This is a genomic window from Rhodococcus sp. WY5 (genome assembly GCF_018588185.1).
Taxonomy (GTDB): Bacteria; Actinomycetota; Actinomycetes; order Mycobacteriales; family Mycobacteriaceae; genus Rhodococcus_F; species Rhodococcus_F qingshengii.
Genome location: NZ_JAAMPR010000001.1, coordinates 5,387,854 through 5,408,387, shown reverse-complemented (window position 1 = coordinate 5,408,387; position 20,534 = coordinate 5,387,854). Strand labels below are relative to the sequence as shown.

The 20,534-nt window shown below is 62.0% G+C and carries 34 protein-coding genes; 32 read left to right on the top strand and 2 right to left on the bottom strand.

The features are described 5' to 3' along the window. Positions 1-71: 71 nt before the first annotated feature. A complete protein-coding gene (locus G4D79_RS25050; RefSeq protein WP_003940943.1) occupies positions 72-548 on the bottom strand; it encodes a hotdog fold domain-containing protein in 477 nt (158 codons plus the stop codon). A 552-nt stretch (positions 549-1,100) separates the two neighbouring features. On the opposite strand from G4D79_RS25050, the gene rpsJ reads away from it, so the two are divergent. From rpsJ to truA, 32 genes are all read left to right on the top strand, one after another. Continuing rightward, positions 1,101-1,406, top strand: a complete 306-nt coding sequence (rpsJ, locus tag G4D79_RS25045; RefSeq protein ID WP_003938093.1) for a 30S ribosomal protein S10 — start codon at positions 1,101-1,103, stop codon at positions 1,404-1,406. A 17-nt stretch (positions 1,407-1,423) separates the two neighbouring features. Next, positions 1,424-2,080, top strand: coding sequence for a 50S ribosomal protein L3 (gene rplC, locus G4D79_RS25040; RefSeq protein WP_003940826.1), 657 nt, complete (start codon positions 1,424-1,426; stop codon positions 2,078-2,080). Beyond that, entirely contained in the window at positions 2,077-2,751 is a 675-nt protein-coding gene (rplD, locus tag G4D79_RS25035) for a 50S ribosomal protein L4 (RefSeq protein WP_003940723.1), read from the top strand. Before rplC ends, rplD begins: the two co-directional genes overlap by 4 nt. After that, on the top strand, positions 2,748-3,053 hold the full coding sequence (gene rplW, locus G4D79_RS25030; RefSeq protein ID WP_003940990.1) for a 50S ribosomal protein L23: 306 nt from the start codon (positions 2,748-2,750) through the stop codon (positions 3,051-3,053). Before rplD ends, rplW begins: the two co-directional genes overlap by 4 nt. Before the next feature lie 39 nt (positions 3,054-3,092). Next, a complete protein-coding gene (gene rplB, locus G4D79_RS25025) occupies positions 3,093-3,929 on the top strand; it encodes a 50S ribosomal protein L2 (protein ID WP_003940895.1) in 837 nt (278 codons plus the stop codon). 13 nt (positions 3,930-3,942) lie between these two features. Beyond that, positions 3,943-4,224: a 30S ribosomal protein S19 gene (rpsS, locus tag G4D79_RS25020; protein ID WP_003940820.1), complete on the top strand. Its 282-nt coding sequence runs from the start codon at positions 3,943-3,945 to the stop codon at positions 4,222-4,224. Then, positions 4,221-4,625: a 50S ribosomal protein L22 gene (rplV, locus tag G4D79_RS25015; protein ID WP_003940717.1), complete on the top strand. Its 405-nt coding sequence runs from the start codon at positions 4,221-4,223 to the stop codon at positions 4,623-4,625. Before rpsS ends, rplV begins: the two co-directional genes overlap by 4 nt. Continuing rightward, positions 4,625-5,431, top strand: a complete 807-nt coding sequence (gene rpsC / locus G4D79_RS25010) for a 30S ribosomal protein S3 (protein ID WP_003941003.1) — start codon at positions 4,625-4,627, stop codon at positions 5,429-5,431. The genes rplV and rpsC overlap by 1 nt, the downstream gene beginning before the upstream one ends. A gap of 3 nt (positions 5,432-5,434) precedes the next feature. Next, the gene (gene rplP, locus G4D79_RS25005) at positions 5,435-5,851 is read left to right on the top strand and encodes a 50S ribosomal protein L16 (RefSeq protein WP_003940899.1); all 417 of its coding nucleotides are present in this window, start codon (positions 5,435-5,437) and stop codon (positions 5,849-5,851) included. Beyond that, positions 5,851-6,087 carry a 50S ribosomal protein L29 gene (gene rpmC, locus G4D79_RS25000; protein WP_003940734.1) on the top strand — a complete coding sequence of 79 codons (237 nt, stop codon included), beginning with the start codon at positions 5,851-5,853 and terminating at the stop codon, positions 6,085-6,087. Before rplP ends, rpmC begins: the two co-directional genes overlap by 1 nt. After that, a complete protein-coding gene (rpsQ, locus tag G4D79_RS24995) occupies positions 6,084-6,365 on the top strand; it encodes a 30S ribosomal protein S17 (protein ID WP_003941020.1) in 282 nt (93 codons plus the stop codon). The genes rpmC and rpsQ overlap by 4 nt, the downstream gene beginning before the upstream one ends. A 346-nt stretch (positions 6,366-6,711) precedes the next feature. Then, positions 6,712-7,080 carry a 50S ribosomal protein L14 gene (gene rplN / locus G4D79_RS24990; protein ID WP_003940951.1) on the top strand — a complete coding sequence of 123 codons (369 nt, stop codon included), beginning with the start codon at positions 6,712-6,714 and terminating at the stop codon, positions 7,078-7,080. Beyond that, positions 7,080-7,397: a 50S ribosomal protein L24 gene (gene rplX / locus G4D79_RS24985; RefSeq protein WP_003941019.1), complete on the top strand. Its 318-nt coding sequence runs from the start codon at positions 7,080-7,082 to the stop codon at positions 7,395-7,397. Before rplN ends, rplX begins: the two co-directional genes overlap by 1 nt. 1 nt (position 7,398) lies before the next feature. Next, a complete protein-coding gene (gene rplE / locus G4D79_RS24980) occupies positions 7,399-7,965 on the top strand; it encodes a 50S ribosomal protein L5 (protein ID WP_003940924.1) in 567 nt (188 codons plus the stop codon). A gap of 4 nt (positions 7,966-7,969) precedes the next feature. Further along, positions 7,970-8,155 carry a type Z 30S ribosomal protein S14 gene (locus G4D79_RS24975; protein ID WP_003940698.1) on the top strand — a complete coding sequence of 62 codons (186 nt, stop codon included), beginning with the start codon at positions 7,970-7,972 and terminating at the stop codon, positions 8,153-8,155. A gap of 451 nt (positions 8,156-8,606) precedes the next feature. Then, positions 8,607-9,005, top strand: a complete 399-nt coding sequence (rpsH, locus tag G4D79_RS24970) for a 30S ribosomal protein S8 (RefSeq protein ID WP_003940873.1) — start codon at positions 8,607-8,609, stop codon at positions 9,003-9,005. 14 nt (positions 9,006-9,019) lie between these two features. Beyond that, positions 9,020-9,559, top strand: a complete 540-nt coding sequence (rplF, locus tag G4D79_RS24965; protein ID WP_003940970.1) for a 50S ribosomal protein L6 — start codon at positions 9,020-9,022, stop codon at positions 9,557-9,559. Between the two features lies 1 nt (position 9,560). Next, positions 9,561-9,968, top strand: coding sequence for a 50S ribosomal protein L18 (gene rplR / locus G4D79_RS24960; RefSeq protein WP_003940996.1), 408 nt, complete (start codon positions 9,561-9,563; stop codon positions 9,966-9,968). 31 nt (positions 9,969-9,999) lie between these two features. Beyond that, complete coding sequence (gene rpsE, locus G4D79_RS24955; RefSeq protein ID WP_003940718.1) at positions 10,000-10,671, top strand: 30S ribosomal protein S5; 672 nt, start codon at positions 10,000-10,002, stop codon at positions 10,669-10,671. Beyond that, a complete protein-coding gene (gene rpmD / locus G4D79_RS24950) occupies positions 10,671-10,850 on the top strand; it encodes a 50S ribosomal protein L30 (protein WP_003940751.1) in 180 nt (59 codons plus the stop codon). Before rpsE ends, rpmD begins: the two co-directional genes overlap by 1 nt. A 2-nt stretch (positions 10,851-10,852) precedes the next feature. Continuing rightward, positions 10,853-11,296 (top strand): 50S ribosomal protein L15, encoded by a 444-nt coding sequence (gene rplO, locus G4D79_RS24945; RefSeq protein ID WP_003940829.1) that lies wholly within the window; start codon positions 10,853-10,855, stop codon positions 11,294-11,296. Between the two features lie 276 nt (positions 11,297-11,572). Continuing rightward, positions 11,573-12,892, top strand: coding sequence for a preprotein translocase subunit SecY (gene secY / locus G4D79_RS24940; protein ID WP_003940773.1), 1,320 nt, complete (start codon positions 11,573-11,575; stop codon positions 12,890-12,892). Then, on the top strand, positions 12,889-13,434 hold the full coding sequence (locus G4D79_RS24935) for an adenylate kinase (protein WP_003940868.1): 546 nt from the start codon (positions 12,889-12,891) through the stop codon (positions 13,432-13,434). The genes secY and G4D79_RS24935 overlap by 4 nt, the downstream gene beginning before the upstream one ends. Then, a complete protein-coding gene (gene map, locus G4D79_RS24930) occupies positions 13,434-14,231 on the top strand; it encodes a type I methionyl aminopeptidase (RefSeq protein ID WP_003940806.1) in 798 nt (265 codons plus the stop codon). Before G4D79_RS24935 ends, map begins: the two co-directional genes overlap by 1 nt. Before the next feature lie 313 nt (positions 14,232-14,544). Next, positions 14,545-14,766, top strand: a complete 222-nt coding sequence (gene infA, locus G4D79_RS24925) for a translation initiation factor IF-1 (protein WP_003418601.1) — start codon at positions 14,545-14,547, stop codon at positions 14,764-14,766. 90 nt (positions 14,767-14,856) lie between these two features. Further along, positions 14,857-14,970, top strand: coding sequence for a 50S ribosomal protein L36 (gene rpmJ / locus G4D79_RS24920; protein ID WP_003938068.1), 114 nt, complete (start codon positions 14,857-14,859; stop codon positions 14,968-14,970). Between the two features lie 250 nt (positions 14,971-15,220). Then, entirely contained in the window at positions 15,221-15,595 is a 375-nt protein-coding gene (gene rpsM, locus G4D79_RS24915; RefSeq protein WP_003940834.1) for a 30S ribosomal protein S13, read from the top strand. Further along, positions 15,595-16,008 (top strand): 30S ribosomal protein S11, encoded by a 414-nt coding sequence (gene rpsK / locus G4D79_RS24910; protein ID WP_003940683.1) that lies wholly within the window; start codon positions 15,595-15,597, stop codon positions 16,006-16,008. Before rpsM ends, rpsK begins: the two co-directional genes overlap by 1 nt. Positions 16,009-16,030: 22 nt before the next feature. Then, the gene (rpsD, locus tag G4D79_RS24905; protein WP_003940769.1) at positions 16,031-16,636 is read left to right on the top strand and encodes a 30S ribosomal protein S4; all 606 of its coding nucleotides are present in this window, start codon (positions 16,031-16,033) and stop codon (positions 16,634-16,636) included. A gap of 120 nt (positions 16,637-16,756) precedes the next feature. Next, positions 16,757-17,818, top strand: coding sequence for a DNA-directed RNA polymerase subunit alpha (locus G4D79_RS24900; protein WP_003941016.1), 1,062 nt, complete (start codon positions 16,757-16,759; stop codon positions 17,816-17,818). A 29-nt stretch (positions 17,819-17,847) separates the two neighbouring features. Further along, positions 17,848-18,405 (top strand): 50S ribosomal protein L17, encoded by a 558-nt coding sequence (rplQ, locus tag G4D79_RS24895; protein ID WP_007728580.1) that lies wholly within the window; start codon positions 17,848-17,850, stop codon positions 18,403-18,405. A gap of 6 nt (positions 18,406-18,411) precedes the next feature. Further along, entirely contained in the window at positions 18,412-19,296 is an 885-nt protein-coding gene (gene truA, locus G4D79_RS24890; RefSeq protein WP_050655858.1) for a tRNA pseudouridine(38-40) synthase TruA, read from the top strand. Positions 19,297-19,354: 58 nt separating this feature from the next. Here truA and G4D79_RS24885 read toward each other — a convergent pair whose 3' ends face one another. Further along, positions 19,355-20,497 carry an acyl-CoA dehydrogenase family protein gene (locus G4D79_RS24885; protein ID WP_050655857.1) on the bottom strand — a complete coding sequence of 381 codons (1,143 nt, stop codon included), beginning with the start codon at positions 20,495-20,497 and terminating at the stop codon, positions 19,355-19,357. Positions 20,498-20,534 lie beyond the last annotated feature (37 nt).

Genomic DNA, 20,534 nt, shown 5'->3' with positions numbered 1-20,534 from the left:
GGTGGTGCCTAATTCTGCGAAACCTGTTTGGCGGGCGAATCAGGTTGCGATGCAGGCGGGTTCGTGAGTGCCTACTTGGGGGAGACCCAGGTGGTGATTTCGGCGTGGACTACTTCCTTGCCGCCCCGGTCGAAGATCGAGATGGGAACGAGAAGTTCCGTGCCACTCTCGATCGCCGCGAAGTCCGGCAAAGTCTCGAGTCGGGCGACCGCCCGCAGGCCGGTCTCGGCCTTGGCGAGGTAGTCGACCTTCATCGACTTGGGGATCCAGCGGTGGGAGTTCGGAACCGTCGCTTCGCTCAGCATGCCCATCGCGACCTCCGCGAGGTTGCAGGCAGCGATCGCGTGGAAAGTGCCGAGATGATTGTGGACGCCCCACCATTTGGGGGAGCGGACCTCGCAGAGCCCTGGTTCCAACTTGGTCACCCGGGGGAGAACAGAGGCGAAATAGGGCACGCGAATGGACATCGCCGCCGAGAAAACTGCATGTCCGAGGGCGTTGTCCGGCAATTTCTGCCATCCGCGATAGGTAGGGCTGGAGGTAGTCATAGGCGTATCTTACTTCTGAGTAAGGTTGTTGTCGCGCAGCTCACTCGGAAAAGGCAGTTCGGGGGAGTTGAGGATTTGGGCCAGGTACGGCATACTGGTCGGGTTGCCTTGTCCGGGACGCGGTCGATTGCGGCCGTGATCGGGTAAGGGTAAGACGTCACAGACGATCGATCGCAGATCCCGTCAGGGTAATCGGGTCAACGACTGTGACCATGCAAGACGAGAAGTAATGCAGGACGGAAGCAGTACCTACTTTGTGTTCGACATCGAACACGTCCGGTACGCATCACGCGCCAGATAATCGAAAGATTGTCCGGCGCAGGATGAGTGAGAAGGCGACACGCCCGACCGCGTGTACCGGAGAACAATGACAAACGAACAGCGGCAGCAGATCCTGATCTCGATCCGAATCTCGGTACTCCCGAGAACTTGGACTTGGTCCCGATCGCTTCAGTGTTCGTCGTGTCATCGTCCAGGCAAGGACTGTGCAGACGAGGTAGCTCGAGCCTGACCAGGCGGGCTACGAAACGCGGCAAGAAAAGGACACTAAGCGTGGCGGGACAAAAGATCCGCATCAGGCTCAAGGCCTACGACCACGAGGCGATCGACGCGTCAGCGCGCAAGATCGTCGAGACGGTAACCCGTACGGGTGCCCGCGTCGTTGGACCTGTGCCGTTGCCGACCGAGAAGAACGTATATTGCGTCATCCGCTCGCCGCACAAGTACAAGGACTCGCGCGAGCACTTCGAGATGCGTACTCACAAGCGGCTGATCGACATTCTCGACCCGACGCCGAAGACGGTTGACGCGCTCATGCGCATCGACCTTCCGGCCAGTGTCGACGTGAACATTCAGTGACGGCGGAGACAAAAACAATGACTGATACCAAGATCAAGGGAATCCTGGGCACCAAGCTCGGCATGACCCAGGTCTTCGACGAGAACAACCGGGTTGTCCCGGTCACCGTCGTGAAGGCTGGGCCGAACGTCGTAACCCAGATCCGTACCGAAGAGCGTGACGGCTACAGCGCCGTTCAGCTCGCGTTCGGCGCCATCGACCCGCGCAAGGTGAACAAGCCGACTTCCGGCCAGTTCACCAAGGCTGGTGTGACCCCGCGTCGCCACGTAGTGGAGCTCCGCGTTGCGGACACCTCCGACTACGAGGTCGGCCAGGAGCTCACCGCCGAGGTCTTCGAGGACGGCGCATACGTCGACGTCACCGGAACCAGCAAGGGCAAGGGCTTCGCCGGAACCATGAAGCGTCACGGCTTCAAGGGACAGGGCGCGTCGCACGGTACCCAGGCTGTTCACCGCCGCCCGGGCTCCATCGGTGGCTGTGCAACTCCCGGCCGCGTGTTCAAGGGCATGCGCATGTCCGGACGCATGGGTAGCGACCGCATCACGACGCAGAACCTCTCGGTCCACAAGGTGGATGCAGAGAACGGCCTGCTGCTGATCAAGGGTGCGATCCCCGGCCGCAAGGGCGGCCTCGTGATCGTCAAGAGTGCAGTGAAGGGTGGTGCACGGGCATGACCAGCACCGAGACCAAGTTGACCCTGGACGTCAAGGTCGCCGGCGGCAAGACCAACGGCACCGTCGATCTCCCCGCTGAGATCTTCGACGCTCCGGCCAACATCGCGCTTCTCCATCAGGTTGTCGTCGCGCAGCTCGCAGCTGCTCGTCAGGGAACCCACTCCACCAAGACCCGCGGCGACGTCCGCGGCGGTGGCAAGAAGCCGTACCGCCAGAAGGGCACCGGCCGCGCACGCCAGGGCTCGACTCGCGCACCGCAGTTCGTCGGCGGCGGAACCGTTCACGGCCCGCAGCCGCGTGACTACAGCCAGCGCACCCCCAAGAAGATGAAGGCAGCCGCTCTTCGCGGAGCCCTCTCTGACCGCGCACGCAACGAGCGCATCCACGTCATCACCGAACTGGTTGCAGGGCAGACGCCTTCGACCAAGGGCGCAATCGCGTTCCTCGGCGAGATTTCGGATCGCAAGAAGCTGCTGCTCGTCGTGGGTCGCCAGGATGTAGCCGCTTGGAAGAGCGTGCAGAACCTGGAAGGCGTGCATCCCATTGCACCCGACCAGCTCAACACCTACGACGTGCTCAATGCAGACGATGTCGTGTTCAGCGTCGAGGCACTCAACGCGTTCATCCACGGGCCCGCAGAGAGCGCTCAGAACAAGGAGGACGCCAAGTGAGCACCATCGCTGACCCCCGCGACATCCTGCTCGCTCCGGTCATCTCCGAGAAGTCCTACGGACTGATCGAGGAAGGCACCTACACCTTCCTGGTGCACCCGGACTCGAACAAGACGCAGATCAAGATTGCCGTCGAGAAGGTCTTCGGCGTCAAGGTGACCAGCGTCAACACCGCCAACCGTCAGGGCAAGCGTAAGCGGACCCGATTCGGTTACGGCAAGCGCAAGGACACCAAGCGCGCGCTCGTGACCCTGTCCGCTGACAGCAAGCCCATCGAGATCTTCGGAGGACCGGTCGCGTAAGCGCCGGGACTTGACGAGACATAGAGGACGAGAAGACTCATGGCAATCCGTAAGTACAAGCCGACAACACCGGGCCGTCGTGGCTCGAGCGTCTCGGACTTCGCCGAGATCACTCGGTCGACCCCCGAGAAGTCGCTGGTTCGCCCGCTGCACGGTCGCGGTGGACGTAACGCACACGGTCGTATCACCACCCGTCACAAGGGTGGCGGACACAAGCGTGCATACCGACTGATCGATTTCCGTCGCAACGACAAGGACGGCATCCCGGCAAAGGTCGCTCACATCGAGTACGACCCCAACCGCACAGCAAACATCGCACTCCTGCATTACGCAGACGGTGAGAAGCGCTACATCATCGCCCCCAAGGGCCTGGTGCAGGGTTCACCGGTCGAGTCCGGTGCAGGCGCCGACATCAAGCCGGGCAACAACCTGCCGCTGCGCAACATCCCGACTGGTACCACCATCCACGGTGTGGAACTGCGTCCCGGCGGCGGAGCCAAGATGGCTCGTTCCGCAGGCGCCAGCATCCAGCTCCTCGGTAAGGAAGGCAGCTACGCCACGCTGCGTATGCCTTCCGGTGAAATCCGTCGCGTCGACGTGCGCTGCCGCGCATCCGTCGGCGAGGTCGGCAACGCCGAGCAGTCGAACATCAACTGGGGCAAGGCCGGCCGTATGCGTTGGAAGGGCAAGCGCCCGACCGTTCGTGGTGTCGTGATGAACCCGGTCGACCACCCGCACGGTGGCGGCGAGGGCAAGACCTCAGGTGGACGCCACCCGGTCAGCCCGTGGGGTAAGCCTGAAGGCCGTACCCGCAAGAACAAGGCAAGCGACAAGATGATCGTCCGTCGCCGCCGCACCGGCAAGAACAAGCGCTAGGAGGGAGTGAAGGATGCCACGCAGCCTTAAGAAGGGCCCGTTCGTCGATGACCACCTCCTCGCGAAGGTGGATGTACAGAACGAAAAGGGAACCAAGCAGGTCATCAAGACCTGGTCCCGTCGTTCGACAATCATCCCGGACTTCATCGGCCACACGTTTGCAGTTCACGACGGCCGCAAGCACGTCCCCGTGTTCGTTTCCGACTCCATGGTCGGACACAAGCTCGGAGAGTTTGCACCGACCCGCACGTTCAAGGGTCACATCAAGGATGATCGGAAGGCGAAGAGGCGATGAGCAACACCGAAACCGCCAACCCGACTGCCAAGGCTGTAGCGAAGCACGTTCGCGTTACGCCGATGAAGGCACGTCGAGTTGTGGACCTGGTCCGCGGGCGCTCGGTTGAAGACGCCCTGAACATCCTGAAGTTCGCGCCGCAGGCAGCGAGCGAGCCGGTCGCCAAGGTGATCGCCTCCGCAGCAGCCAACGCCGAGAACAACCTCGACCTCGACCCCAGCACGCTTGTCGTTGCTACGGCGTTCGTGGACGAGGGCGCGACCCTCAAGCGGTTCCAGCCGCGTGCACAGGGACGTGCGTTCCGTATTCGCAAGCGCACCAGTCACATCACCGTGATCGTGGAGAGCCTGCCGAAGACCGGAACATCGACCCGTAATCGCCGGAAGGGAAGTGCTCAGTAGTGGGCCAGAAAATCAACCCGCACGGCTTCCGTCTCGGCATCACCACCGACTGGAAGTCTCGCTGGTACGCAGACAAGCAGTACGCGGAGTACGTCAAGGAAGACGTCGCGATCCGTAAGCTCCTCGCCACCGGCATGGAGCGCGCAGGAATCGCGAAGGTCGAAATCGAGCGCACCCGTGACCGTGTTCGCGTGGACATCCACACTGCACGTCCGGGCATCGTCATCGGCCGCCGCGGCGCCGAAGCCGATCGCATCCGCTCCGAGCTCGAGAAGCTGACCGGCAAGCAGGTTCAGCTGAACATCCTCGAGGTCAAGAACGCAGAAGCTGAAGCACAGCTCGTCGCACAGGGTGTGGCCGAGCAGCTCTCGAACCGCGTTGCCTTCCGTCGTGCAATGCGCAAGGCCATCCAGTCGGCCATGCGTCAGCCCAACGTCAAGGGAATCCGCGTTCAGTGCTCCGGTCGTCTCGGCGGCGCCGAGATGTCCCGGTCGGAGTTCTACCGCGAAGGCCGTGTGCCGCTGCACACGCTTCGTGCGGACATCGACTACGGCCTCTACGAGGCCAAGACCACCTTCGGTCGCATCGGCGTCAAGGTCTGGATCTACAAGGGCGACATCGTCGGTGGCAAGCGTGAGCTCGCCGCCAACACGGCCGCACCGGCCGGGGATCGCCCGCGTCGTGAGCGTCCGAGCCGTCCGCGTCGTTCCGGTGCCACCGGTACCACTGCGACCAGCACCGAGGCCGGCCGCGCAGCGACCGCAACCGCCGATGCTCCCGCAACTGAACAGAATCAGGAGGGCTGACGCATGTTGATCCCACGGCGGGTCAAGCACCGCAAGCAGCACCACCCGAGCCGTTCGGGTGCCGCCAAGGGCGGTACCCAGGTGACCTTCGGTGACTACGGCATCCAGGCTCTCGAGCCTGCCTACATCACCAACCGGCAGATCGAGTCCGCTCGTATCGCCATGACTCGGCACATCAAGCGTGGCGGCAAGATCTGGATCAACATCTTCCCGGATCGCCCCCTCACGAAGAAGCCGGCCGAAACCCGAATGGGTTCCGGTAAGGGTTCGCCCGAGTGGTGGATTGCCAACGTCAAGCCCGGACGCGTTCTGTTCGAGATGACATACCCCAACGAGGAGATTGCTCGCGAGGCCCTGCGCCGCGCGATGCACAAGCTCCCGTGCAAGTGCCGGATCGTGACCAGAGAGGAGCAGTTCTGATGGCTACTGGAACCCCAGCAGCAGAGCTCCGCGAGCTCAGTGAAGACGAGCTGGTCACCCGGCTCCGTGAGTCGAAGGAAGAGCTTTTCAACCTTCGTTTCCAGATGGCTACCGGCCAGATGGACAACAACCGACGACTGCGCACCGTTCGTCACGAGATCGCGCGCATCTACACCGTCCTGCGTGAGCGTGAGCTCGGACTCGCTGTGGGTCCGGATGCAGGTGACGCGGCATGAGTGAGGAAAAAGCAGTGAGCACAGAAGAGCGCGCGAGCCGTAAGGTCCGTGTCGGATACGTCGTGTCCGACAAGATGGAAAAGACGATCGTGGTCGAGCTCGAAGACCGCGTCAAGCACAAGCTCTACGGCAAGATCATCCGCCGTACGACCAAGGTGAAGGCGCACGACGAGAACGGCGTTGCCGGCGTCGGCGACCGCGTTCAGCTGATGGAAACCCGTCCGCTGTCCGCGACGAAGCACTGGCGTCTGGTCGAGGTCCTCGAAAAGGCCAAGTAAGCCTGATCGAATCCTCGAGCTGATCGAGTATCACCGAATGGCCCGCTTCCCCTTGGGGGAGTGGGCCATTCGGCTTTCCGGGGGCTTTCGGGGCTTTCCGGGCGAAGGGTTCGAGTTGCGTCGAGTACGGCTGATTTGGTATTCGGTGAACCCTTCCCTACAATAGAACGGTTGCCTGTGGCAGAGGTGTGTCTTCACGTGCGCAGCTCGAACGGTGCTTGCAGTGATCGTCTCCCGACGTCAGTCGGTGGGACTGCAGCTCAGACACGACGCAGGTGGCAACAATGACCGCGCGCACCGGGTCGGTAATCCGTTGCGCACGAAATTCCAGGTCTAGGGAGATCAAGTGATTCAGCAGGAGTCGCGAGTTCGCGTCGCTGATAACACGGGTGCCAAGGAAATCCTTTGCATCCGCGTTCTCGGCGGTTCGTCACGTCGCTACGCCGGGATCGGTGACGTCATCGTCGCCACCGTCAAGGACGCAATCCCCGGTGGAAACATCAAGAAGGGTGAGGTCGTCAAGGCCGTCATCGTTCGCACGACCAAGGAGCGCCGTCGTCCGGACGGTTCCTACATCAAATTCGACGAGAACGCTGCAGTGCTCATCAAGGCTGACAGTGATCCCCGTGGAACCCGCATCTTCGGACCCGTCGGCCGTGAGCTGCGCGAGAAGAAGTTCATGAAGATCGTTTCGCTTGCCCCGGAGGTGCTGTGATGAAGGTGCACAAGGGTGACACCGTTCTGGTCATCGCCGGCAAGGACAAGGGCGCGAAGGGCAAGGTCATTCAGGCCTACCCCGCGACCGACAAGGTCCTCGTCGAAGGCGTGAACCGAATCAAGAAGCACACCGCGGTTTCCGCGAACGAGCGCGGAGCATCCTCCGGCGGCATCGTCACGCAGGAAGCCCCGATCCACGTTTCCAACGTTGCAGTCGTCGACTCGGACGGAAACCCCACCCGCGTGGGCTACCGCACCGACGAAGAGTCCGGCAAGCGCGTTCGGATTTCCCGGAAGAACGGGAAGGACATCTGACATGACCTCCACCGAAAACAAGGTCCAGCCGCGCCTCAAGGCACGCTACCGCGCTGAGATCAAGGACGCGCTCAACAGCGAGTTCGACTACTCGAACGTCATGCAGATCCCCGGCGTCGTCAAGGTTGTCGTCAACATGGGCGTCGGCGACGCCGCCCGTGACGCCAAGCTGATCAACGGCGCTGTCCATGACCTGTCGCTGATCACGGGCCAGAAGCCCGAGATCCGCAAGGCACGTAAGTCCATCGCGCAGTTCAAGCTCCGCGAAGGTATGCCCATCGGTGCACGCGTCACCCTCCGTGGTGACCGCATGTGGGAGTTCCTGGACCGCCTCGTGTCTGTCGCTCTGCCCCGTATCCGCGACTTCCGCGGTCTCTCGGGCAACCAGTTCGACGGCAACGGCAACTACACGTTCGGCCTCAACGAGCAGTCGATGTTCCACGAGATCGACGTGGACAAGATCGATCGCCCCCGCGGCATGGACATCACCGTCGTGACCACCGCAACCAACAACGAAGAAGGCCGTGCACTGCTCAAGCACCTCGGCTTCCCGTTCAAGGAGAACTGAGCGCATGGCTAAGAAGGCATTGGTCAACAAGGCCAACAAGAAGCCCAAGTTCGCGGTTCGCGCCTACACCCGCTGCCAGCGGTGCGGTCGCCCGCACTCGGTGTTCCGCAAGTTCGGCTTGTGCCGTATCTGCGTTCGCGAGATGGCTCACGCCGGCGAGCTTCCCGGAGTTCGCAAGAGCTCTTGGTGATCTGAGGCCCTCGGGCTTCGTCACACCACGCATAAGAATGGGCGTGGGTTCCTTTGGAACCCACGCCCATTCGTGGTTTTCATCGAGATGTGAATCGTGCCGATCCTGAAAAGAACTGCCCCGCTGCGACTCTGGTTGAAAGCGATCATCGTTCGTCGGTGTCGTTCTTCGGTGCCGAACGAGCAGTTCAGATTTCGGGGTGCGTCGATAGCTTCCCGATCGCATCCTTCGGGCGGCAGTGGGGGAGGCGACATGGGATCCCGGTGGACACCTGCGCCAAAGTTCCCTACACTAGAGCGGTTGCCGTGGCTGACGCATGCGTTCAGCTCGGTGCGGTAACTTACGCCGTCTGACACAAGTCGGACGGCCCAGCCGAATTGCTGGAGGCCCACGATCGGATTCGTCCGGTGTTGCATGGGAACCACAGCGAGAAAGGTGTCGAGGTCGACCTATGACCATGACTGACCCCATCGCAGACTTCTTGACGCGTCTGCGCAACGCCAACACGGCGTACCACGATGAGGTGAAGCTTCCCCACTCGAAGATCAAGGCGAACATCGCCGAGATCCTCAAGCGCGAGGGCTACATCTCCGATTTCCGTACCGAAGACGCAGAGGTCGGCAAGACCCTCATCGTCGATCTGAAGTACGGTCCCAGCCGCGAGCGTAGCCTCGCCGGCGTGCGTCGCGTTTCCAAGCCCGGTCTCCGGGTTTACGCGAAGTCCACCAACCTGCCCAAGGTCCTCGGAGGCCTCGGCGTGGCCATCATCTCCACGTCGTCCGGTCTGCTCACCGATCGCCAGGCGGCCAATCAAGGAGTAGGCGGGGAAGTCCTCGCCTACGTCTGGTAAGGGAGGCCACCACAATGTCGCGTATTGGAAAGATTCCGGTCACCGTCCCCGCGGGCGTTGACGTCACGATCAGCGGCCAGGATGTCACCGTCAAGGGTCCCAAGGGCACCCTCGCGCTGACCATCTCCGAGCCCATCGCAATCGAAAAGGCAGAGGACGGCTCGCTGAGCGTCACGCGCCCCGACGACGAGCGTCGTAGCCGCGCGCTGCACGGTCTGTCGCGGACCCTGGTTGCGAACATCATCACCGGTGTCACCGAGGGTTACACGAAGAAGATGGAGATCCACGGTGTTGGTTACCGTGTGGCACTGAAGGGCAAGGACCTCGAGTTCGCGCTCGGCTTCAGCCACCCGGTGCCGATCGAGGCTCCTGAAGGCATCACCTTCGTCGTCGAGTCGCCCACCCGGTTCTCGGTGTCCGGCATCGACAAGCAGAAGGTCGGGCAGATCTCGGCCAACATCCGTCGTCTCCGTCGTCCGGACCCGTACAAGGGTAAGGGCGTGCGTTACGAGGGTGAGCAGATCCGCCGCAAGGTCGGAAAGACGGGTAAGTGATATGAGCCAGACTGCAAACCAGAAAGCCAAGCGGATTCCGCTGGGCAAGGATGCGTCCACCAAGCGTCGTCTCTCGAAGACGCGTCGTCACTTCCGTCTCCGCAAGAAGGTCTCCGGCACGCCCGAGCGTCCCCGCTTGGTCGTCAACCGGTCCTCGCGCCACATCCACGTCCAGCTCGTGGACGACCTGGCCGGCCACACCCTGGCCTCCGCGTCGACCATCGAAGCAGACGTGCGCGTGGCAGAAGGCGACAAGAAGGCTGCGAGCGCGAAGGTCGGTCAGCTGATCGCCGAGCGCGCCAAGGCTGCCGGCGTGGAAGCAGTTGTCTTCGACCACGGCGGACACGGCTACCACGGTCGCATCGCGGCCCTGGCAGACGCGGCTCGCGAAGGCGGGTTGAAGTTCTGATGACCAACATTTTCAACGGAAGGACAGCCTGATGCCGGGACGTCAAAGGCGTGACGGCGGAAGCGGACCCGCCGGACAGAATGGCCCCAACAGCGGTGACAACAGCAACGCTCGTGGGGACAACCGTGGTGGCGGCCGTGACCGTCGCGACGGTGGCCGTGGCGGAAACGCTGCGGAGAAGTCACAGTTCATCGAGCGCGTTGTCACGATCAACCGCGTTTCCAAGGTCGTCAAGGGTGGTCGTCGCTTCAGCTTCACCGCTCTGGTGATCGTCGGAGACGGCAACGGACTGGTCGGCGTCGGCTACGGAAAGGCCAAGGAAGTTCCCGCGGCCATCCAGAAGGGTGTCGAGGAGGCTCGCAAGAGCTTCTTCCGCGTCCCGATGATCGCCAACACCATCACTCACCCCGTTCAGGGTGAGGCTGCTGCCGGCATCGTCATGCTTCGCCCGGCAAGCCCCGGTACCGGTGTTATCGCCGGTGGCGCTGTGCGCGCCGTGCTGGAGTGCGCTGGTATCGCGGACATCCTGTCGAAGTCGCTCGGTAGCGACAACGCCATCAACGTCGTGCATGCGACCGTTGCTGCGCTCAAGGGTCTGCAGCGTCCCGAGGAAGTTGCGGCTCGCCGCGGCCTCACCCTCGAAGAGGTTGCACCCGCCGGCATGCTTCGCGCTCGCGCACAGGCTGCTGGGAGTGTGAAGTAATGGCAGATCTCAAGGTCACTCAGATCAAGAGCATCATCGGGACCAAGCAGAACCAGAAGGATTCTCTGCGCACGCTGGGTCTCAAGGGCATCCGTCAGACCGTTGTTCGTGAGGACAACGCACAGAACCGCGGTCTGATCAACGTGGTGCGCCACCTCGTAACAGTTGAGGAGGTCTAACCATGACCATCAAACTGCACCACCTGCGCCCCGCTCCGGGATCCAAGTCCAACAAGATTCGTGTTGGACGCGGTGAGGGCGGCAAGCGTGGTAAGACCGCAGGTCGCGGTACCAAGGGCACCAAGGCACGTAACACCGTGCGCGTGGGCTTCGAGGGTGGACAGATGCCGCTTCACATGCGTCTGCCCAAGCTCAAGGGCTTCACGAACCCGTTCCGCGTCGAGTACCAGGTCGTCAATGTCGGCGACATCGCCCGTCTGTTCCCCGAAGGTGGAGCAATCACGGTCGAGGATCTCGTCGCCAAGGGCGCAGTCCGCAAGAACCAGCTCGTCAAGGTTCTGGGCGACGGCGAACTGACAGTTGCCGTTCAGGTGACCGTCGACAAGTTCACCGGTTCCGCCAAGGAAAAGATTGCTGCTGCCGGTGGTTCCGCCACCGAGCTGTGAGTGATCACGCGTAGCTAGTCCGATGGCCGCAGCGCAGCGTTTGCTGCGGTGCGGCCATCGGCGTCTACGAGGTCGTGTCACAGGTACGAGGTCGTGTCACAGATTGGTCGTGCATGCTCGGACGGGCCAGTATTCTGGTCACCGAGTGGCAAATGTATCTTCGGCTTACCCGGTTTTCGTGGTCTGCCCGCCTAGTTCCCAAATGCTCACTGTTAGAGTTCAAAAGTTCGACAGGTCAAAACGATCTGTCTCCCTACCGTCGTGCCAGGAGGATCTTTGCTTTCCGCCTTCGTCTCGGCCCTCAGGACCCCAGACCTGAGGCGGAAGATCCTCTTCACCCTCGGCTTGGTGGCTCTGTATCGGGTCGGCGCTCTCATCCCGTCCCCAGGTGTCGACTACGGCCGTGTGCGTCAGTGCATCGATATCGCCAACTCCGGTGACTCAGCAGGTATCTACTCGCTGATCAACCTGTTCTCCGGCGGCGCTCTGCTGCAGATGTCGATCTTTGCGATCGGCATCATGCCGTACATCACGGCGAGCATCATCGTGCAGCTCCTGACCGTGGTGATTCCGAAGTTCGAGGAACTTCGGAAAGAAGGCCAGTCCGGCCAGGCCAAGATGACGCAGTACACGCGTTACCTGTCCATTGCTCTGGCAATCCTGCAGTCGACCGGCATCGTCGCTCTTGCGGCACGCGGACAGTTGCTCCAGGGCTGTGACGACATCATCGCCGACAAGTCGATCTTCGGTCTTGTCATCATCGTGCTGGTCATGACTGCCGGTGCTGCCATGGTCATGTGGTTCGGCGAGGTCATCACCGAACGTGGCGTCGGCAACGGCATGTCCCTCCTCATCTTCGCCGGTATCGCATCGCGTATCCCGAGCGAGGGCAAGGCAATCCTCGACAGCCGTGGTCCGCTGGTCTTCGCCTTCGTCTGCCTCGCAGCGCTGCTGATCATCGCCGGTGTCGTCTTCGTCGAGCAGGGTCAGCGTCGTATCCCGGTGCAGTACGCGAAGCGGATGGTCGGACGCAAGATGTACGGCGGATCCTCGACGTACCTGCCTCTGAAGGTGAACCAGGCCGGCGTCATCCCGGTGATCTTCGCGTCTTCACTGCTGTACCTCCCGAACTTGATTGCACAGCTGACTTCGGCCAGTACAGCGGTCGACCCCAGTTGGTGGCAGCGCCTCATCAACACCTACCTGGTGAATCCGGCCAACCCGGTGTACATCGCGATCTACTTCGGCCTGATCGTCTTCTTCACGTACTTCTACGTCGCCATCACCTTCAATCCCGAAGAGCGCGCCGACGAGATGAAGAAGTTCGGCGGCTTCATCCCCGGTATCCGACCCGGTCAGCCGACCGCGGACTACCTCAACTACGTGCTGAGTCGCATCACCCTTCCGGGTGCGATTTACCTCGGCACCATTGCTGTTCTGCCCAACCTGTTCCTCGACATCGGGAATGGCGGCGGCGCGCAGAACCTGCCGTTCGGTGGCACCGCGGTGCTGATCATGGTCAGCGTCGGCCTGGACACCGTGAAGCAGATCGAGAGTCAGCTAATGCAGCGTAACTATGAAGGGTTCCTCAAGTGAGACTTGTCCTCCTTGGTCCTCCCGGTGCCGGCAAGGGCACCCAGGCCGCTATCTTGTCCGAGAAGTTCGGCGTTCCCCATATCTCCACGGGTGATCTCTTCCGCGCGAACATCGGTCAGGCCACCGCTCTCGGTGTGGAAGCAAAGAAGTACATCGACGCCGGCGAACTCGTACCGAGCTCGATCACCAACGACATGGTGAAGGCTCGCGTCGCAGAACCGGACGCAGCAAACGGTTTCCTTCTCGACGGATTTCCGCGCTCGGTCGAACAGGCTCAGGCACTCGAGGGAATCTTGAAGGATCTCGACACCAAGCTCGACGGTGTCCTCTCCTTCGTCGTCGACGAGGACATCGTGGTCGAGCGTATGCTCGCCCGCGGTCGTGCAGACGACACCGAGGACGTCATTCGCAACCGACTCCGGGTCTACCGCGACGAGACGTCACCGCTGTTCGATTACTACAAGGACAGCATCGTCTCCGTCGACGCGATCGGCGAGGTCGAAGAGGTCAACGCTCGCGCACTGGCAGCGTTGGGTAAGTAATGGTCTTCGGGCGCAAACGCAAGGTTGTTCCGTTCCGCTCCGCGGGCGAACTCGACGCGATGGCTGCTGCCGGCGCCATCGTGGGTTCGGCTCTGGTGGCGGTTCGCGCTGCGGCGAAGCCCGGTGTCAGCACTTTGGAATTGAACGCGGTCGCTGAATCCGTCATTCGTGACGCCGGCGCCGTGCCCTCGTTCCTCGGGTACCACGGCTTCACCGGCTCGATCTGCTCTTCGGTCAACGATCGCGTCGTTCACGGAATCCCTTCAGCTCAGGACATCCTGGCTGAAGGCGACCTGGTTTCCATCGACTGTGGCGCGATCCTCGACGGATGGCACGGTGACTCCGCTTGGACGTTCGGTGTCGGTGAGATCAGCGTCGCCGATCAGGAGCTCAGCGAAGCCACTCGGCTTTCTATGGAAGCCGGGATCGCGGCAATGATCGCCGGCAACCGTCTGACGGATGTTTCGCACGCGATCGAGGTCGGTACTCATGCCGCCGAGAAGTTGCACGGTCGTTCCTACGGCATCGTCGACGGATACGGCGGACACGGAATCGGCCGGGAAATGCACATGGATCCGTTCCTCGCCAATGAAGGTGCCCCGGGTAAGGGTCCTGAACTGGTTGTCGGATCTTGCCTGGCGATTGAGCCGATGCTCACGCTCGGCACCACCGACACGGTGATTCTCGACGACGACTGGACCGTTGTGACGACCGACGGGTCCCGTGCGGCGCACTGGGAACACACTGTCGCAGTGACCGAAGACGGTCCGCGGATTCTGACACTCCGGCCGGAGTAGTCGACACAGTCGCTGACAAGTGTTGGCAGCGAGCATGATTCATGTTCGAGAAGTCCCAGCCTCATTTCGAGGCTGGGACTTTTTCGATGGGGGAGCGGTGTGCGTCGTCACCCTGACCGGAGGCGCATTTGGCCTGGTCGTTTACATCGCGTAACATGGCTAGGCGGTGCGCTATGCGCGTCGATAGTTCGTGTGCCTACGCCCGGATCGCTCCGGGATCGGGCTTTCGAACTGCCGGCGATCTTTCCATTGCGTGCCAATGTAACGGAAGCCGATGCACGAAGCATGCCAAACCAAACGGATCGCGGAGGATATGGCTAAGAAAGACGGGGCCATCGAGGTCGAAGGACGAGTAGTCGAGCCGCTGCCCAATGCGATGTTCCGCATTGAGCTCGAGAATGGCCACAAGGTCCTCGCCCACATCAGCGGAAAGATGCGTCAGCACTACATTCGCATCCTCCCGGAAGATCGCGTTGTCGTAGAGCTCTCGCCCTACGATTTGTCGCGCGGACGCATCGTTTACCGCTACAAGTAACGAACTTCCCGGACCTGACCTGGGTCAGGGAGAAGTATGTCTGCCGCGGTTCATCGCGGCGGGCTGCGACAAAACAGGAGATCAGAAGACGTGAAGGTTCAGCCGAGCGTCAAGAAGATCTGCGAGAAGTGCAAAGTGATTCGCCGTAACGGTCGAGTCATGGTGATCTGCGAGAACCTGCGTCACAAGCAGCGTCAGGGCTAGATCTAGCTTTTCGAAGATCTGCTTGGCAACAAGCAAAGAAGACCTCCCAGTACCAGCCATTGTTGACGAGACCCCACGCGATCGTTCACCGATCGCCAAGGTCGGACAATGGTTCACCCCCGGCACGGAGGCCGGGGCCCCACTGAGTTAGTTGATGAGATCATCTGCGCCTTCGGGCGTCGGTACTCGGCAAGAGGCACAGGGGAAGGGCTGGGAGCAGACCTCCGCACACCGATAAGGAAATGCCACCATGGCACGTCTCTCTGGTGTTGATCTTCCTCGCGAAAAGCGCATGGAGATCGCACTGACATACATCTACGGCATCGGCCGTACCCGCTCCAAGGAAATCCTTGACGCCACCGGCGTCAGCCCGGATCTCCGGAGCAAGGACCTCTCGGACGAGGACCTGGCAAAGCTCCGCGAGTACATCGAGGAGTCGCTCAAGGTCGAGGGTGACCTTCGCCGCGAGGTTCAGGCCGACATCCGTCGCAAGATCGAGATCGGCTGCTACCAGGGCCTGCGCCACCGTCGTGGTCTGCCCGTGCGTGGTCAGCGCACCAAGACCAACGCCCGTACCCGTAAGGGTCCGAAGCGCACCATTGCCGGCAAGAAGAAGGCGAAGTAATGCCCCCGAAGTCACGTAGCACCGGTCCGAAGAAGACCCAGAAGACGCGTCGCAGGGATAAGAAGAACATCCCGCACGGCGCCGCTCACATCAAGAGCACCTTCAACAACACCATCGTGTCCATCACGGACCCCGCCGGAAATGTCATTTCCTGGGCGTCTTCGGGACACGTCGGCTTCAAGGGTTCGCGTAAGTCGACTCCCTTCGCCGCTCAGCTTGCTGCTGAGAGCGCTGCCCGTAAGGCGCAGGAGCACGGTGTCAAGAAGGTTGACGTGTTCGTCAAGGGACCGGGATCCGGTCGCGAGACCGCAATCCGTTCCCTCCAGGCCGCTGGCCTCGAGGTCGGCACCATTTCCGATGTAACCCCCCAGCCGCACAACGGCTGCCGTCCGCCCAAGCGGCGTCGGGTATAGCGGGAAGGATAGGTAGAAGAAAATGGCACGTTATACCGGACCCATCACCCGCAAGTCGCGTCGTCTGCGCGTCGACCTCGTTGGAGGCGACCAGGCATTCGAGCGTCGCCCGTACCCGCCCGGACAGCACGGCCGCGCGCGTATCAAGGAGAGCGAGTACCTGCTCCAGCTGCAGGAGAAGCAGAAGGCTCGCTTCACCTACGGCGTCATGGAGAAGCAGTTCCGCCTGTACTACAAGGAGGCGAACAACCGCCCCGGCAAGACCGGCGAGAACCTGCTTCGCATCCTCGAGTCGCGTCTCGACAACGTCGTGTACCGCGCAGGCCTCGCTCGCACGCGCCGTCAGGCACGTCAGCTGGTCACGCACGGTCACCTTCTCGTGAACAACAAGAAGGTCGACATCCCGAGCTACCGCGTCTCGCAGTACGACATCATCGATGTCAAGGAGAAGTCGCTCTCCACGCTTCCGTTCCAGGTTGCGCGTGAGACCGTCGGCGATCGCCCGGTTCCCGGGTGGCTGCAGGTTGTCGGCTCGCGTCTGCGGATCCTGGTTCACCAGCTTCCCGAGCGCGCGCAGATCGACATCGCTCTGCAGGAACAGCTCATCGTCGAGTACTACTCGAAGTAAGGCGCTTCGCACCCCGTGAGTGGTTGAGGAGTCTCCGGACTCCTCAACCACTCACAGGGCCGCAGGCCCTTTCCCATCGTGGGCGTCAAATAGTGGACGTCCGTACAGGAGGAAATACCAATGCTCATTTCTCAGCGACCCACGCTGACCGAAGAGGTCATCGCTGATAACCGCTCGAAGTTCGTCATCGAGCCCCTGGAGCCAGGTTTCGGGTACACGCTCGGCAATTCGCTGCGCCGCACGCTGCTCTCGTCGATCCCCGGCGCTGCTGTCACCAGCATCCGTATCGACGGCGTTCTCCACGAGTTCACCACCGTCCCGGGCGTGAAGGAAGATGTCACCGACATCATCCTGAACCTCAAGGGCCTCGTCGTGAACTCCGAAGAGGACGAGCCGGTCACCATGTACGTCCGCAAGCAGGGCCCCGGCGCTGTTACTGCAGGCGACATCGTGCCCCCGGCAGGCGTCACCGTGAACAACCCTGATCTGCACATCGCCACCCTGAACGACAAGGGAAAGCTGGAGATCGAGCTCGTAGTCGAGCGCGGTCGCGGCTATGTCCCCGCCGTTCAGAACAAGGCGTCCGGCGCAGAGATCGGCCGTATCCCGGTCGACTCGATCTACTCGCCGGTGCTCAAGGTCACCTACAAGGTGGAGGCCACTCGCGTCGAACAGCGCACCGACTTCGATCGGCTCGTTCTCGACGTGGAAACGAAGAACTCCATCACCGCACGGGACGCGCTCGCTTCGGCGGGCAAGACCCTGGTTGAGCTCTTCGGCCTGGCCCGTGAGCTGAACGTCGAAGCAGAAGGAATCGAGATCGGACCCTCGCCTGCCGAGGCCGATCACATCGCTTCCTTCGGACTCCCCATCGAGGATCTGGACCTCACGGTCCGCTCCTACAACTGCCTCAAGCGCGAAGGTGTTCACACCGTCGGTGAGCTTGTCGGCCGTACCGAGTCCGATCTGCTCGACATCCGCAACTTCGGACAGAAGTCCATCGACGAGGTCAAGGTCAAGCTGCATTCGCTCGGCCTGTCCCTCAAGGACAGCCCCGCATCCTTCGATCCCACCACCGTTGCCGGCTACGACGCCGCCACCGGAACGTGGAGTGACACTGATGCCGGTTCCTTCGGCGATGCCGAAGGTACCGAGGACTACGCCGAGACCGAACAGCTGTAGCAGCTCAGGTCCTTTACTAGGAGATCATCATGCCCAAGCCCAAGAAGGGTGCCCGCTTCGGCGGGTCGGCTTCCCACCAGAAGGCGATTTTCGCCAATCTGGCTACCGCGCTCTTCGAGCACGGTCGCATCACCACCACCGAGTCCAAGGCCAAGGCACTGCGCCCCTACGCCGAGAAGCTCGTCACGCACGCGAAGGCCGGCACGCTGGCTCACCGTCGTGAGGTGCTGAAGGTCATCCGTAACAAGGATGTCGTTCACACCCTGTTCGCCGAGATCGGCCCGTTCTACGCGGACCGTAACGGTGGATACACCCGCATCATCAAGACGATCCCCCGCAAGGGCGACAACGCTCCGATGGCAATCATCGAGCTCGTCAAGGAAAAGACCGTCACCTCCGAGGCCGATCGCGCTCGTCGCGTCAAGTCCTCGCAGGAAGCTCCCGCCGCAGAGAACGTCGTCGAGGCCGTAGAGGCCGACGCGACCGACGCTGAGGTCGAGAACGCTGACGCAGTCGTCGAGGCCATCGAGGACGAGACCGCAACTGCGGCCGACGCTCCCGAGGCCGAAGAGGCCAAGAAGGACTAGTCTCCCTTGGTTTCGGCACACGCTGAATCGAACGAGCCCGCCGCCCCCATCGGGGACGGCGGGCTCGTTCGATTGCGGCTCGACATCTCCTACGACGGCACCGACTTCTCGGGTTGGGCCCGCCAGACAGATCTGCGCACCGTGTGCGGTGAGATCGAAGACAAGTTGGGAACGGTGCTTCGACGCCCGGTTCAGTTGACCGTTGCCGGTCGAACCGACGCCGGTGTCCACGCCACCGGTCAGGTAGCGCACGTCGACGTTCCGGGAGAGTTGCTCCCGGACGATCCGTCTCGACTCGTGCGCAGACTTGCACGATTTCTGCCCAAGGACGTTCGGGTCAAACAGATATCGGTGGTTCCGGGTGACTTCGATGCGCGCTTCTCCGCGATGCGACGTTATTACGAGTACCGGGTGACCAACGCGGCGTTCGGAGTGGAACCACTACGCGCACGCGACACCGTCTCGTATCCCAAACCACTCGATCTCGGAGCGATGCAGGATGCGTCGAATCGGCTGCTGGGTCTGCACAACTTCGCGGCATTCTGCAAGCGTCGAGAAGGCGCTACGACGGTGCGGGAGCTGCAGCGTTTCGACTGGACCCAAGTGGGCACGGTGTTCACGGCCTACGTGAATGCTGACGCATTCTGCTGGTCGATGGTTCGCAGTCTCGTCGGCGCAGTCCTCTCCGTCGGTGAGGGACGGCGCACCGCCGACTGGGTGGCAGGGTTGCTCGACGAAACGTCGCGATCCAGTTCCATCCTCGTTGCTCCGGCGCACGGACTTTCGTTGGTCCGCGTGGACTACCCCGACTACTCGGAACTGGCTGCCCGCAACGCGATTACCCGTGAGACCCGCGAGATTCCGTCTTCGGGTGGATGCTGCGGCGACTGAACATCACCATGCAAAATGCCCTCCCACTCTGTGTGGGAGGGCATTCGTATCGGGGGGGCTATCCCGCCAGTTGGCGCGCGATGACCAATCGCTGAATCTGGTTGGTGCCCTCGAAGATCTGCGTGATCTTGGCCTCGCGCATGTAGCGCTCGACGGGGAAGTCCTGGGTGTATCCGTACCCGCCGAATACCTGAACGGCGTCGGTGGTGACCTTCATTGCCGCGTCGGTGGCCACGAGCTTGGCGACGCTCGCGTTGCGTGAATACGGAACTCCGGCGTCGCGGCGGCGGGCTGCATCGAGGTAGGTGGCTCGCGCGGAGTCGACTGCGGCAGCCATGTCCGCGAGCACGAAACCGAGTCCCTGGTGATCGATGATCCGCTTGCCGAATGCCTTGCGCTCCTTCGCGTAAGCGACCGCGTCGTCGAGCGCGCCTTGAGCGATTCCGACGGCAACGGCAGCGATTCCGAGTCGGCCGGAGTCGAGAGCGCTGAAGGCAATCGGCAGCCCCTGGCCGCGCTGACCGATCAATCGCTCCTCAGGAATGAAGGCGTCGTCGTAGTTCGCGGAGGCAGTGGGAACCGCGCGTAGCCCCATCTTCTCTTCGGGTTTTCCGAAGCTGAGGCCTTCGGCGTCCTTGTCCACCAGGAGGCAGGAGACGCCGCGTGAACCGTCGTCACTGGTGCGTGCGAAGAGGTTGTAGAAGTCCGCCTTGCCGCCGTTGGTGATCCAGGCTTTCGAACCGTTGACGCGGTAGCCACCGTCGGTGGGCGTCGCCTTGCACGACAACGCGGCGGCGTCGGATCCGGCCTGCGCTTCGGAAAGGCTGTACGCGCCGATGGTGTTGCCGCCCAGCATGTCCGGTAGCCAGCGGTTCTTCTGTTCGTCGGTGCCGAAGGTGAACAGCGGGAAGCACGACAGGCTGTGCACGCTCACCGCCACTGCAACCGCTGCCCAGCGTGAGGCGATCTCTTCGAGCACTTGGAGATACACCTCGTACGGCTGATCGCCGCCGCCGAACTCCTCGGGATACGGAAGGCTCAGCAGACCCGCCTGTCCGAGTGCGGGGAACACTCCGTCTGGATACTTCTCGGCCTTCTCGTATTCGTTGACCTTGGGCGCGAGTACCTTGTCCGCGACATCACGCGTCAGTTCGATGAGATCGCGAGCTTCTTGGCTGGGCATCAGGCGTTCGACGGGCACGGTCGGCTCCTAGCTAGGTAATAGTACTGAGAACGAT

Coding starts and splice junctions, on each gene's coding strand:
- rplE (WP_003940924.1), top strand. CDS start 7,399: ATGACCTCCACCGAAAACAAGGTCCAGCCGCGCCTCAAGGCACGCTAC.
- infA (WP_003418601.1), top strand. CDS start 14,545: ATGGCTAAGAAAGACGGGGCCATCGAGGTCGAAGGACGAGTAGTCGAG.
- rplF (WP_003940970.1), top strand. CDS start 9,020: ATGTCGCGTATTGGAAAGATTCCGGTCACCGTCCCCGCGGGCGTTGAC.
- rpmC (WP_003940734.1), top strand. CDS start 5,851: ATGGCTACTGGAACCCCAGCAGCAGAGCTCCGCGAGCTCAGTGAAGAC.
- rpsM (WP_003940834.1), top strand. CDS start 15,221: ATGGCACGTCTCTCTGGTGTTGATCTTCCTCGCGAAAAGCGCATGGAG.
- rplV (WP_003940717.1), top strand. CDS start 4,221: ATGAGCAACACCGAAACCGCCAACCCGACTGCCAAGGCTGTAGCGAAG.
- rplR (WP_003940996.1), top strand. CDS start 9,561: ATGAGCCAGACTGCAAACCAGAAAGCCAAGCGGATTCCGCTGGGCAAG.
- rpsK (WP_003940683.1), top strand. CDS start 15,595: ATGCCCCCGAAGTCACGTAGCACCGGTCCGAAGAAGACCCAGAAGACG.
- rplD (WP_003940723.1), top strand. CDS start 2,077: ATGACCAGCACCGAGACCAAGTTGACCCTGGACGTCAAGGTCGCCGGC.
- G4D79_RS25050 (WP_003940943.1), bottom strand. CDS start 548: ATGACTACCTCCAGCCCTACCTATCGCGGATGGCAGAAATTGCCGGAC.
- rplO (WP_003940829.1), top strand. CDS start 10,853: ATGACCATCAAACTGCACCACCTGCGCCCCGCTCCGGGATCCAAGTCC.
- rplP (WP_003940899.1), top strand. CDS start 5,435: ATGTTGATCCCACGGCGGGTCAAGCACCGCAAGCAGCACCACCCGAGC.
- rplQ (WP_007728580.1), top strand. CDS start 17,848: ATGCCCAAGCCCAAGAAGGGTGCCCGCTTCGGCGGGTCGGCTTCCCAC.
- rpsQ (WP_003941020.1), top strand. CDS start 6,084: ATGAGTGAGGAAAAAGCAGTGAGCACAGAAGAGCGCGCGAGCCGTAAG.
- rplX (WP_003941019.1), top strand. CDS start 7,080: ATGAAGGTGCACAAGGGTGACACCGTTCTGGTCATCGCCGGCAAGGAC.
- rpsH (WP_003940873.1), top strand. CDS start 8,607: ATGACCATGACTGACCCCATCGCAGACTTCTTGACGCGTCTGCGCAAC.
- G4D79_RS24900 (WP_003941016.1), top strand. CDS start 16,757: ATGCTCATTTCTCAGCGACCCACGCTGACCGAAGAGGTCATCGCTGAT.
- rplC (WP_003940826.1), top strand. CDS start 1,424: ATGACTGATACCAAGATCAAGGGAATCCTGGGCACCAAGCTCGGCATG.
- rpmD (WP_003940751.1), top strand. CDS start 10,671: ATGGCAGATCTCAAGGTCACTCAGATCAAGAGCATCATCGGGACCAAG.
- rpsS (WP_003940820.1), top strand. CDS start 3,943: ATGCCACGCAGCCTTAAGAAGGGCCCGTTCGTCGATGACCACCTCCTC.
- rpsE (WP_003940718.1), top strand. CDS start 10,000: ATGCCGGGACGTCAAAGGCGTGACGGCGGAAGCGGACCCGCCGGACAG.
- map (WP_003940806.1), top strand. CDS start 13,434: ATGGTCTTCGGGCGCAAACGCAAGGTTGTTCCGTTCCGCTCCGCGGGC.
- rplB (WP_003940895.1), top strand. CDS start 3,093: ATGGCAATCCGTAAGTACAAGCCGACAACACCGGGCCGTCGTGGCTCG.
- G4D79_RS24975 (WP_003940698.1), top strand. CDS start 7,970: ATGGCTAAGAAGGCATTGGTCAACAAGGCCAACAAGAAGCCCAAGTTC.
- rpsD (WP_003940769.1), top strand. CDS start 16,031: ATGGCACGTTATACCGGACCCATCACCCGCAAGTCGCGTCGTCTGCGC.